This is a genomic window from Pseudomonas sp. GV047, from assembly GCF_003058245.1.
Lineage (GTDB): Bacteria > Pseudomonadota > Gammaproteobacteria > Pseudomonadales > Pseudomonadaceae > Aquipseudomonas > Aquipseudomonas marginalis.
The window spans coordinates 63,646-75,385 of record NZ_QCWA01000009.1; the positions used below are offsets into that span (position 1 = coordinate 63,646).

Annotated in this window: 12 protein-coding genes; 9 read left to right on the forward strand and 3 right to left on the reverse strand. The window is 61.1% G+C overall.

The features are described 5' to 3' along the window. Positions 1 to 32: 32 nt before the first annotated feature. From C8K58_RS22195 to C8K58_RS22225, 7 genes are all read left to right on the forward strand, one after another. On the forward strand, positions 33 to 923 hold the full coding sequence (locus tag C8K58_RS22195; protein WP_051429369.1) for a carbohydrate ABC transporter permease: 891 nt from the start codon (positions 33 to 35) through the stop codon (positions 921 to 923). Positions 924 to 933: 10 nt separating this feature from the next. Beyond that, positions 934 to 1,764: a carbohydrate ABC transporter permease gene (locus tag C8K58_RS22200; protein WP_027606403.1), complete on the forward strand. Its 831-nt coding sequence runs from the start codon at positions 934 to 936 to the stop codon at positions 1,762 to 1,764. Positions 1,765 to 1,787: 23 nt separating this feature from the next. Then, positions 1,788 to 2,891: an ABC transporter ATP-binding protein gene (locus C8K58_RS22205; protein WP_108574326.1), complete on the forward strand. Its 1,104-nt coding sequence runs from the start codon at positions 1,788 to 1,790 to the stop codon at positions 2,889 to 2,891. Positions 2,892 to 2,909: 18 nt separating this feature from the next. Then, a complete protein-coding gene (locus C8K58_RS22210; protein ID WP_108574327.1) occupies positions 2,910 to 4,391 on the forward strand; it encodes a mannitol dehydrogenase family protein in 1,482 nt (493 codons plus the stop codon). 79 nt (positions 4,392 to 4,470) lie between these two features. After that, a complete protein-coding gene (gene xylB / locus C8K58_RS22215) occupies positions 4,471 to 5,952 on the forward strand; it encodes a xylulokinase (RefSeq protein WP_108574328.1) in 1,482 nt (493 codons plus the stop codon). 12 nt (positions 5,953 to 5,964) lie between these two features. Beyond that, positions 5,965 to 6,903: a carbohydrate kinase gene (locus C8K58_RS22220; RefSeq protein WP_108574329.1), complete on the forward strand. Its 939-nt coding sequence runs from the start codon at positions 5,965 to 5,967 to the stop codon at positions 6,901 to 6,903. An 84-nt stretch (positions 6,904 to 6,987) separates the two neighbouring features. Continuing rightward, a complete protein-coding gene (locus C8K58_RS22225; protein WP_108574330.1) occupies positions 6,988 to 7,257 on the forward strand; it encodes a DUF2790 domain-containing protein in 270 nt (89 codons plus the stop codon). 61 nt (positions 7,258 to 7,318) lie between these two features. Here the strand turns inward: C8K58_RS22225 and C8K58_RS22230 are convergent, their stop codons facing one another. Then, the gene (locus C8K58_RS22230; RefSeq protein WP_027606409.1) at positions 7,319 to 7,588 is read right to left on the reverse strand and encodes a DUF1652 domain-containing protein; all 270 of its coding nucleotides are present in this window, start codon (positions 7,586 to 7,588) and stop codon (positions 7,319 to 7,321) included. Positions 7,589 to 7,821: 233 nt separating this feature from the next. Next, the gene (gene ilvA, locus C8K58_RS22235) at positions 7,822 to 8,844 is read right to left on the reverse strand and encodes a threonine ammonia-lyase, biosynthetic (protein WP_108574331.1); all 1,023 of its coding nucleotides are present in this window, start codon (positions 8,842 to 8,844) and stop codon (positions 7,822 to 7,824) included. A 248-nt stretch (positions 8,845 to 9,092) separates the two neighbouring features. Between ilvA and C8K58_RS22240 the strand changes: the two genes are divergently transcribed. Continuing rightward, positions 9,093 to 9,293, forward strand: a complete 201-nt coding sequence (locus tag C8K58_RS22240) for a ParD-like family protein (protein ID WP_027606410.1) — start codon at positions 9,093 to 9,095, stop codon at positions 9,291 to 9,293. Further along, entirely contained in the window at positions 9,293 to 10,048 is a 756-nt protein-coding gene (map, locus tag C8K58_RS22245) for a type I methionyl aminopeptidase (RefSeq protein ID WP_092357841.1), read from the forward strand. Before C8K58_RS22240 ends, map begins: the two co-directional genes overlap by 1 nt. A gap of 32 nt (positions 10,049 to 10,080) precedes the next feature. Here map and C8K58_RS22250 read toward each other — a convergent pair whose 3' ends face one another. Next, positions 10,081 to 11,667 (reverse strand): RimK family protein, encoded by a 1,587-nt coding sequence (locus C8K58_RS22250; protein WP_098479682.1) that lies wholly within the window; start codon positions 11,665 to 11,667, stop codon positions 10,081 to 10,083. Positions 11,668 to 11,740: the final 73 nt, after the last annotated feature.

Consider the following 11,740-nt stretch of genomic DNA (forward strand, 5'->3'; position numbering starts at 1 on the left):
CCGATCCTTGCTCCGCACTGGCCTTGATTATCATGAATACATCCGCCAAAAACCGCCTGGCCAACCCCGGCTGGTTCCTCGTCACGCCCTCGGTCGCCCTGCTGCTGCTGTGGATGATCGTGCCGCTGGGCATGACCCTGTACTTTTCACTGATCCGCTACAACCTGCTCTACCCCGGCGAGAACCAATTCGTGGGGCTGGAGAACTTCACCTACTTCATCACCGACTCGGGTTTCCTGCCCGGCGCCACCAATACGTTGTTGCTGGTGGGCAGCGTGCTGTTGATCAGCGTGGTGTTCGGCGTGTTGATCAGTGCGCTGCTGGAGGCCAGTGAGTTCCTCGGGCGTGGCATCGTCCGGGTGTTGTTGATTTCGCCGTTCTTCATCATGCCCACCGTCGGTGCGCTGATCTGGAAGAACCTGATTTTCCACCCGGTGTCGGGGATTCTCGCCGCCGTGTGGAAGTTCTTCGGCGCCGAGCCGGTGGACTGGCTGGCGCACTATCCGCTGCTGTCGATCATCATCATTGTGTCGTGGCAATGGCTGCCGTTCGCCATCCTGCTGCTGATGACCGCCATGCAGTCCCTCGACCAGGAACAAAAGGAAGCTGCGCGCCTGGACGGTGCCGGCGCCATCGCGATTTTCTGGCACCTGACCCTGCCCCACCTGGCCCGCCCGATTGCCGTGGTGGTGATGATCGAGACCATCTTCCTGCTCTCGGTATTCGCCGAAATCTTCACCACCACCAACGGTGGCCCCGGCTACGCCTCGACCAACCTCGCCTACCTGATCTACAACCAGGCATTGGTGCAGTTCGACGTGGGCATGGCCTCGGCCGGCGGCTTGATCGCCGTGGTCATCGCCAATATCGCGGCGATCATCCTGGTGCGGATGATCGGCAAAAACCTGACTGACAAGCCTTGAGGGCCGCGCCATGACGCTTCAACAATCCCGCCGCCTGCAAAGCCTGTTGCTCGGCACCCTGGCCTGGGCCATCGCGATCCTGATCTTCTTCCCGATCTTCTGGATGGTGCTGACCAGCTTCAAGACCGAAATCGACGCGTTCGCCACGCCGCCGCAGTTCATCTTCACGCCGACCCTGGAGAACTACCTGCACATCAACGAGCGCAGCAACTACTTCAGCTATGCCTGGAACTCGGTGCTGATTTCATTCAGCGCCACCGCCCTGTGCCTGCTGATTTCGGTGCCGGCCGCCTACTCCATGGCGTTCTACGAAACCAAACGCACCAAGAGCACGCTGCTGTGGATGCTCTCCACCAAGATGCTGCCGCCCGTGGGCGTGCTGATGCCGATCTACCTGCTGGCCAAGAGCTTTGGCCTGCTGGACACGCGCATTGCGCTGATCATCATCTACACCCTGATCAACCTGCCGATCGTGGTCTGGATGGTTTACACCTACTTCAAGGACATCCCCAAGGACATCCTCGAAGCCGCGCGCCTGGACGGCGCCACCCTGTGGCAGGAAATGGTCCGGGTGCTGCTGCCGATCGCCAAGGGCGGCCTGGCCTCCACGGTGTTGCTGTCGCTGATCCTGTGCTGGAACGAGGCCTTCTGGTCGCTGAACCTGACCTCGTCCAACGCCGCGCCCTTGACCGCACTGATCGCCTCCTACTCCAGCCCCGAAGGCTTGTTCTGGGCCAAATTGTCTGCCGTCTCGACCCTGGCCTGTGCGCCGATCCTGATCTTTGGCTGGATCAGCCAGAAACAGCTGGTGCGCGGTTTGTCCTTCGGTGCAGTTAAATAATAATTTCTAGCGGAGGGCCCATCATGGCCAACCTCAAAATCAAGAATCTGCAAAAAGGCTTCGAAGGTTTCTCGATCATCAAGGGCATCGACCTGGAAGTGAACGACAAGGAATTCGTAGTCTTCGTCGGCCCCTCGGGCTGCGGTAAATCCACCCTGCTGCGCCTGATCGCCGGCCTCGAAGAGGTGAGCGAAGGCACCATCGAACTGGATGGCCGCGACATCACCGAAGTGACCCCGGCCAAGCGCGACCTGGCGATGGTGTTCCAGACCTACGCGCTGTACCCGCACATGAGCGTGCGCAAGAACATGTCGTTTGCCCTGGACCTGGCCGGCGTCGACAAGCAGCTGGTGGAGAGCAAGGTCAACGAAGCCGCACGCATTCTCGAGTTGGGCCCGCTGCTGGAACGCAAGCCCAAGCAACTCTCCGGTGGCCAGCGCCAGCGCGTGGCGATCGGCCGCGCCATCGTGCGCAACCCGAAGATTTTCCTGTTCGACGAACCGCTGTCCAACCTCGACGCCGCCCTGCGCGTGCAGATGCGCCTGGAGCTGTCGCGCCTGCACAAAGAGCTGCAAGCGACCATGATCTACGTGACCCACGACCAGGTCGAAGCCATGACACTGGCCGACAAGGTGGTCGTGTTGAACAGCGGGCGTATCGAGCAGGTCGGCTCGCCGCTGGAGCTGTACCACCAGCCGGCCAACCTGTTTGTGGCGGGCTTTCTCGGCACGCCGAAAATGGGCTTCCTCAAAGGCAAGGTCACCCGCGTCGACGGCCAGGGCTGTGAGGTGCAGCTGGACGCCGGCACCCTGATCAGCCTGCCGCTGAGCGGCGCCAGCCTGAGCGTGGGCAGTGCGGTGACCCTGGGCATTCGTCCGGAGCACCTGGAAATCGCGTCGCCTGGGCAAACCGCCCTGACCGTCACCGCCGACGTCGGCGAGCGCCTGGGCAGCGACACCTTCTGCCACGTCATCACCTCGAACGGCGAGCCGCTGACCATGCGGATTCGCGGCGACATGGCCAGCCAGTATGGCGAAACGCTGCACCTGCACCTGGACCCGGCGCACTGCCATCTGTTCGACACCGACGGTGTTGCCGTGGCCCGTCCACTGCACGCCGCCGCCTGATTTCGCGAGTATTGACCGATGAAACTGAATAAGCAGAACCTCACCCAGCTGGCGCCGGAAGTCAAACTGCCGGCCTATGCCATTGCGAGTACCTCCCAAGGTATCGCCCATATCGGCGTCGGCGGCTTCCACCGCGCGCACCAGGCCTATTACACCGATGCACTGATGAACACCGGCGAGGGCCTGGACTGGAGCATCTGCGGCGTCGGCCTGCGCAGCGAGGACCGCAAGGCCCGCGACGACCTGGCCGGCCAGGACTACCTGTTCACCCTGTACGAACTGGGCGACACCGACGACACCGAAGTGCGTGTGATCGGCGCGATCAGCGACATGCTGCTGGCCGAAGACGGCGCCCAGGCATTGATCGACAAACTGGCCAGTCCCGAGATTCGCATCGTCTCGCTGACCATCACCGAAGGCGGCTACTGCATCGACGACAGCAACGGCGAGTTCATGGCCCACCTGCCGCAGATCCAGCATGACCTGGCTCATCCGTCGTCGCCAAAAACCGTGTTCGGTTTTATCTGCGCGGCATTGACCCAGCGCCGCGCGGCCGGCGTCCCGGCGTTTACCGTGATGTCCTGCGATAACCTGCCCCACAACGGCGCCGTCACGCGCAAGGCGCTGCTGGCCTTCGCCGCCCTGCAAAATGCCGAGCTGCATGACTGGATCAAGGCCCATGTGAGCTTCCCGAACGCCATGGTCGACCGCATCACGCCGATGACCAGCACCGCCCACCGCTTGCAACTGCACGATGAACACGGCATCGACGATGCCTGGCCGGTGGTCTGCGAACCCTTTGTGCAGTGGGTGCTGGAAGACAAATTCGTCAACGGCCGCCCGGCATGGGAAAAGGTCGGCGTGCAGTTCACCGACGATGTGACGCCCTATGAAGAGATGAAGATCGGCTTGCTCAACGGCAGCCACCTGGCCCTGACCTACCTGGGGTTTCTCAAGGGTTATCGGTTTGTGCACGAGACCATGAACGACCCGCTGTTCGTGGCCTACATGCGCGCCTACATGGACCTCGACGTCACGCCGAACCTGGCGCCGGTACCGGGCATCGACCTGAGCGACTACAAGCAGACCCTGGTGGACCGCTTCTCCAACCAGGCGATTGCCGACCAGTTGGAACGGGTGTGTTCGGACGGCTCGTCGAAGTTTCCCAAGTTCACCGTGCCGACCATCAACCGCCTGATAGCCGATGGGCGCGAGACCGAGCGTGCGGCGCTGGTGGTCGCGGCCTGGGCCTTGTATTTGAAGGGCGTGGATGAGAATGGCGTGAGCTACACGATCCCCGATCCGCGCGCAGCATTCTGCCAGGGGCTGGTGAGCGATGAGGGGTTGATCAGCCAGCGGTTGCTGGCAGTGGAAGAGATTTTCGGTACGGCTATTCCCAACTCGCCTGAGTTTGTGGCAGCGTTCGAGCGGTGCTATGGGAGCCTGCGTGACAAAGGCGTAACCGCTACCCTGAAGCACCTCCTGAAGAAACCGATTTAAGTGTGGGAGGGGCCAAGCCCCCCTCCCACACTGGACCGGGTTGCCAATCCAAAAAAATAACACTGCTGAGCACACCCTCATGACCCAGCAAAACCTGTTCCTCGGCATCGACTGCGGCACCCAAGGCACCAAGGCCATCGTCCTCGACGCGTCCAGCGGCAAGGTACTGGGCCTGGGCGCCGCCGCGCACACCCTGATCAGCGGCGCCAATGGCCGTCGCGAGCAGCACACCCAGGAATGGCTGGACGCCTTTACCGAAGCCACCCACCGCGCCTTGCAACAGGCCGGCGTGGACGGCCAGGACATCCTCGGCATCGGCGTATCCGGCCAGCAACACGGCCTGGTGTTGCTGGATGAAAGCGGCCAGGTGCTGCGCCCGGCCAAGCTGTGGTGCGACACCGAAACCGCGCCGGAGAACGAGCGCCTGCTGGCCTACCTGGGCGGCGAGAGTGGCTCGCTGGAGCGCCTGGGCGTGGCGATTGCGCCGGGCTACACCGTGTCGAAACTGCTGTGGACCCGCGAGCAGCACCCGGATGTGTTCGCGCGCATCGCCCATGTGCTGCTGCCCCACGACTACCTCAACTACTGGCTCACCGGCCGCGCGGTCGCGGAATATGGCGATGCCTCGGGCACCGGTTACTTCAACGTGCGCACCCGCACCTGGGATATGGCGCTGCTCAAGCACATCGACCCCAGCGGCCGCCTTGAAGCTGCGCTGCCGACATTGATCGAAGCCGATCAAAGCGTAGGCACGATCCTGCCGGCCATCGCCGAACGCCTGGGTATCAACCCCAATGCCAGGGTGTCCAGTGGCGCCGGCGACAACATGATGGGTGCCATCGGCACGGGCAATATCGCCCCCGGCGTGATCACCATGAGCCTGGGCTCATCCGGCACCGTGTATGCCTTCGCCGACCAGCCCAATGTCAGCCCCCAGGCGTCGGTCGCCACCTTCTGCTCGTCCAGCGGCGGCTGGCTGCCGTTGATCTGCACCATGAACCTGACCAACGCTACCGGGGTGATCCGCGAGTTGTTCGAGCTGGACCTCAACGCTTTCAACGCACTGGTCGAGCAAGCCCCGATTGGCGCCGATGGCGTCAGCATGCTGCCGTTCCTCAACGGCGAACGCGTACCCGCCCTGCCCCACGCCACTGGCAGCCTGCATGGGCTGACCATGACCAACCTGACCCGTGCCAACCTGTGCCGCGCGGTGGTCGAAGGCACCACCTTCGGCCTGCGCTACGGCCTCGATCTGCTACGCCACACCGGCCTGCAAAGCCAGAGCATCCGCCTGATCGGCGGCGGCTCGAAAAGCCCGGTGTGGCGGCAGATGGTCGCCGATATCATGAACACCGAAGTGATCTGCACCGAACAAAGCGAAGCCGCCGCCCTGGGCGCGGCGATCCAGGCGGCGTGGAGCCAGTCCGGCGAGTCCCTGGCCAGCCTGTGCGACAAATGCGTGAGCGTCGACCCGGCCAGCCGTACCCTGCCGGTGGCGGCCAATGTCAGCGCCTACCAACTGGCTTACGAACGCTATCAACAGCACGTGGCAACCCTTTAAGAGCGAACGACTATGTATCTGGTGTGTGGTGAAGCGCTGTTTGATTTTTTCAGCGAGGAAGATGCCAGCGGGCAGGCCTCCAAGGTCACTTACAAGGCGATTGCCGGTGGTTCACCGTTCAACGTCGCGGTGGGTTTGCGCCGCCTGGGCATCGAGGCCGGGTTGTTCGGCGGCCTGTCCAACGACTTCCTCGGGCGCCGGCTGTTGCAGGTGCTCAGGGATGAAGGCGTCAGCGAGCGGTTCCTGGTGGAGTTTGCCGCGCCGACCACCTTGTCGATGGTCGCCGTGGGCGCCGACGGTTCACCGCAGTACAACTTCCGGGGTGAAGGCTGCGCCGACCGACTGCTGGAAGTGGCCCATTTGCCGGTCCTCGGCGATGAGGTGCGCGGCCTGCATGTCGGCTCGTTCTCCCTGGTGGTGCAACCGATCGGCGACACCCTGCTGAACCTGGTCAAGCGCGAAAGCGGCAAGCGCCTGATCAGCCTCGACCCCAACGTGCGCCTTAATCCGCAGCCGGATATCCAACTGTGGCGCGACCGCGTCGCCGAGTTGGCCAAGCATGCCGACCTGATCAAGGTCAGCGACGAAGACCTGCACCTGCTCTACCCCGGCCAGTCGCCGGAAAGCGTGCTGCAGGGCTGGCTGCAACACCGTTGCCAGCTGGTGTTCCTCACCCGTGGCGGCGATGGCGCCAGTGTGTTCAGCCGTCAGCATGGCACCTGGTCGCAACCGGCACAGCGCGTGGTGATGGCGGATACCGTGGGTGCCGGGGATACCTTCCAGGCTGCGTTGATTGCCTGGCTGACCGAGCACCAGCTGGACTCGGTGCAAGGCCTGCAACAACTGACCCGCGCGCAGATCGACGCCATGCTCGGCTTCGCCATCCGCGCTGCGGCACTGACGTGCGGCAAGACCGGGCCGGACTTGCCGTATCGCCAGCAGCTTGGATGAAGGTTTTGTCAGCCAGGGCAAAATTAATCGATGGTTAATCCCGCAAGTCGAGAGTGAAATTCCACTCACTTGCGGAGCACCACCATGAAACTGCACACCTTAATGCTCGGCGGCGCCCTGGCGCTGGCGGCAGTGTCGGGCCTGGCCCAGGCTGACGATCAAACCCAGGCGGTCAAACCCGTGCCTTATCATTACGGCATGCCGATGAACATTGCCAAGGTCCTGGCCATGAACGAAACCCCAACCGGCGACTGCAAAGTCATTGATGCGGATATCAAGTTCCTGGACAAGGCGGGCAAAGTGGAAGACGTGAGCTACCGGAAAATGTCCGAAGCCTGCGATTTCCAGAATTGATGGGCAAACATACACAGCATTGGGCCTGGCATTTACCAGGCCCACCGTTCATAACCAACGATCAGTAGTAACCGCGCCCTCCAGCCCGCTGCTGGACAGGTGCATGGCTGTGCTTGAGGTCTTCACGCAACCCGGTAATGAGGTTGCAAATAGCTCGACTGCTGTCGAGTTTGTCAGCATTGATACCTTTGACCTCCAAATCCACCCGGTCACGGTCGCGGTCGTCATAGACCTTGATCGTCAGCGAAGCATCTTCGGCTTTGGTGCATTCGCACCGTTTAGGCAGGAAACTTCCTTCAATAATGCTGCGAAGTTCTAATTCCGAAAGCATGGCCAACCTCTCCTTTTTTGAGACTTGCCAATCGATTGTTATAAGTCTGCAGGCGCGTGCCTGCCACGTCTCGCCAGCCCTGGAAGACGCTTACCTTTACCAGCCTACTCGGCAAATTCCGTTTTTGTTGTAACTTTTCTTCATAAGCAATGTAGGAATTTATATAGCTTAGATCACCTCAGTTAAATCATCGTCGAACCGCTTCGATTAATCGTTTAACCCCACGCTTCGAATTAAACTGCAGCTTGTGCCGCCACTCTTTCAGCAACATATCGCAAACTATCAAAGTTGATATTTGCACCTGAATTAACCGCGACCAAGGTCTGCCCACTTACCCCCCGACTGGCCACGTACTTGCGAACCCCCGCCACCGCCAGCGCACCGGAAGGTTCGGTGATGGAACGCGTATCGTCATAGATCAACTTCATCGCGCTGCACAGTTCGTCATTGCTGACGGTGATCACTTCGTCGACCCAATCGCGGCAGATCTCAAAGCCATAGGCGCCGATCTGCGCGACTGCGGTGCCATCGGCGAACCCGTCGACACTCGGCAACACCACCCGTTCCCCGGCCCGCAGCGCGGCGAGCAGGCAACTGGAGCCTTCGGGCTCGACCCCGATGATGCGCACTTCGGGCCGCAGGTATTTGACGTAGGCCGCAATGCCGGCGATCAGGCCGCCGCCGCCCACGGGCACGAAGATCGCGTCCAAGGGGCCTTGTTGCTGGCGCAGGATTTCCATGGCCACCGTGCCCTGGCCGGCGATCACTTCCGGGTCATCGAAGGGCGAAACGAAGGTGCAGCCGGACATCTCGGCCAATTGCAGCGCATGGGCCAGGGCAAACGGGAAGCTCTCGCCGTGCAGCACCGCTTCGGCGCCCCGGGAGCGCACGCCCAGCACCTTCAATTCCGGCGTGCTGCACGGCATCACGATCCGCGCCTGGAGCCCCAGCGTCTTCGCCGCCAGTGCCACGCCTTGCGCATGGTTACCCGCCGACGCCGTCACCACACCGCGCGCTTTCTGCGCGCCGGTAAGCTGCACCAGCTTGTTGTAGGCGCCGCGAATCTTGAAGGAAAAGGTCGGTTGCAGGTCTTCGCGCTTGAGCAGCACCTGGTTGCCGAGCATTGCCGAGAGTGCCGGCGCGGCTTGCAGGGGCGTACGCACCGCGAGGTCATAGACCGGCGCGGCGAGGATCTTTTTCACATAGTGTTCAAGCAATGCCGTATCAGCGGTAGGCGGTGCGGGGCACGTGCTCATGGGTGTCTCCTGGTTTTTAAAGGCCCTGGAGACGGAACAAACAAAACCCGCCTCTAAGGCGGGTTGGGGTGCAGCCGTGTGCTATCCCGCCAAATGAGGAATGGCGGTAATAATGCTTGGCTGGCTGCGGAAGGCTGGATAGGTCATGCCTGGAAATTAACCGGCCATCCGGATCAAGTCAACATCATGTTTACTGACGACATATGAAACATATACGATTCGTATATCCAACCACTACAGTGAACCTCATGGGCATCGTCAAGATCAGCGACCAACTGCACGAACAACTCCGGCTGGCCAGTGCGGCCATGGACCGCTCCATCAACGCCCAGGCCGAGTTCTGGATCAAGGTCGGCCTGCTCGCCGAACTCAATCCCAGCCTGCCCTACCACGAGCTGATCAACAAACTGTTGCTGGACAAGCCCGACCTGATCCGGGGGCGCAGCTGATGATCAAGACCGCCGCCCAACTGGCTGTGATGCGCGAGTCCGGACGCCTGCTGGCCCAAGTGTTCGACATGCTCGACGGTTTTGTCGCCGCCGGCCGTTCCACCCTGGAACTGGACAGCGCCGTCGAAGCCTTTATCCGCAACGAATTGAAAGCCCGCCCCGCCAGCCTCGGGCAATACGACTACCCCTTCTCCATCAACACCTCGATCAACGAGGTGGTGTGCCATGGCATGCCCAGCGCCAAGGAAATCCTCAAGGACGGCGACATCGTCAACATCGACATCACCCTGGAAAAAGGCGGCTTTATCGCCGATTCCAGCAAGATGTACATGATCGGCACCGTCGCGCCCAAGGCGCGGCGCCTGGTGGACATGACTTTCGAGGCGATGTGGGCCGGGATCCGCCAGGTCAAGCCCGGCGCGCGCCTGGGGGATATCGGCCATGCGATCCAGAGCCATGCACAGGCCAATGGCTACAGCGTGGTGCGTGAATACTGCGGCCACGGCATCGGCAAGCAGATGCATGAAGAACCGCAGGTCCTGCACTTCGGCCGCCCTGGCACCGGGCTGGAACTGCGTGAAGGCATGGTGTTCACCATCGAACCGATGCTCAACCAGGGCGGCGCCAAGGTGCGCAGCCTGAAAGACGGCTGGACGGTGGTGACCAAGGACAACAGCCTGTCGGCGCAGTGGGAGCATACGGTGGCGGTGACGGCGGATGGCTTTGAAGTGCTGACCTTGCAAACCCGCCCTTGATTCACCCACCGCCGTAGATACCGCCTTGAACCTCACCAGACCTGGCCCTGGCGTTTCAACTCCAGGCGCCGCACGAACTCTTCCAGCACCAGGCTGTACAGATCGTCCTGCAGGTAGGCGTCTTCGATGCCGGCATCCAGGTTGGGGTTGTCGTTGACCTCGATCACCACCACCTTGTCGCCGGACTGCTTGAGGTCCACACCGTAGAGGCCGTCGCCGATCAGGTTGGCGGTCTTCACCGCCAGTTCCACCACCGCCCTGGGGGCTTCATGGACGGCCAGGGTGCGGCATTCGCCGTTGATGGCCTGGCCGAGGGCCTTGTGGTTATAGATCTGCCAATGGCCCTTGGACATGAAGTACTGGCAGGCAAAGATCGGCTTGCGGTTGAGTACGCCGATGCGCCAGTCATACTCGGTGTAGAAGAATTCCTGGGCCAGCAGCAGCACCGAATGCTCGAACAACTCGGCGGTGGCCTTGAGCAAGGCTGCCTGGCTTTCGACCTTGATCACACCACGGGAGAAACACCCGTCGGGAATCTTCAACACCAGCGGAAACCCGAGGCGCTCGCCGACCCGTTCAAAGTCCTGCGGTCGTTCCTTGTAGAGAATCTCGGTGGCAGGCATACCTAACTGATGGCTGTTGAGCAGGTCGGTAAGGTAGACCTTGTTGGTACAACGCAGGATCGACGCCGGGTCGTCCATCACCACCAGGCCTTCACTTTCGGCTTTTTTGGCAAAGCGGTAGGTATGGTTGTCGACACTGGTGGTCTCGCGGATCAGCAAGGCGTCGTATTCGGCCAGGCGCGCGTAGTCCTTGCGCTCGATCAGTTCCACATCGATGCCCAGGCCCTTGCCGACGCGGATGAAGTTATCCAAAGCCTTGGCATTGGACGGCGGCAATTGCTCCTGGGGATCATGGAGGATCGCCAGGTCATAACGGGCCAGGCGCCGTGAACGGGGCTGGCGCCAGATCCTGCGGCTGAAGTTATCGAGGGCGTGGGCGAATTGATCTTCCTGGTCGTCGCGTAACTTGTGCAATACGCCGGACTTGACCCCTACGATATGCCAACCGTTATGTTTTCTGAACTCAACTAACAAGATCGGACATGGGAATGTTTCAAACAACTGGCGGGCCAATTCCTGCAACGGCTCTATAGTGGTCCTGCCGAAGTAAAGTGTCAGGGTAAACCCTTCGGTATTACTGTAGAGGTGATGACTCAAGGCTTTATCAAGGGTTTTATCCAAGTCGTCCAGCGCCAGGCCGTACAGCGACTTCCTGGTCAGCTCACTGATGGTGCGCACCGAAGGAATCACCTTGTGTCCGCGCGCTTCGGCCAGCAACGAGCAGTAGTAGCCGTGCCCCAGGTACTTGTAGCTGCGGCACAGGTTGATCACCTGCACCCGCTTGCCTGACTCGTTCTGCCGGGTTTGTTCCAGGTACTCCTGGGCGGTGACGATGTCTTCGCTGGGAAAGTAGGAGGCCCAATCTTCCTTGCGCTCAACAATGATCACCACTTGACTGTTACTTCGAGGCGGCGCCGAAAAAAATCCCTTCGATGTTATTGTCGCCGCGACGATTTGCTCGGATACTTCACGCCAATGACCTTGTACCGCCGACATAATATTTGATCCGCTTTAGAGAACTCGACCTTTTCTATTAAGCACGATCTTTTAGGGAAGTCCCGTTTCGTTA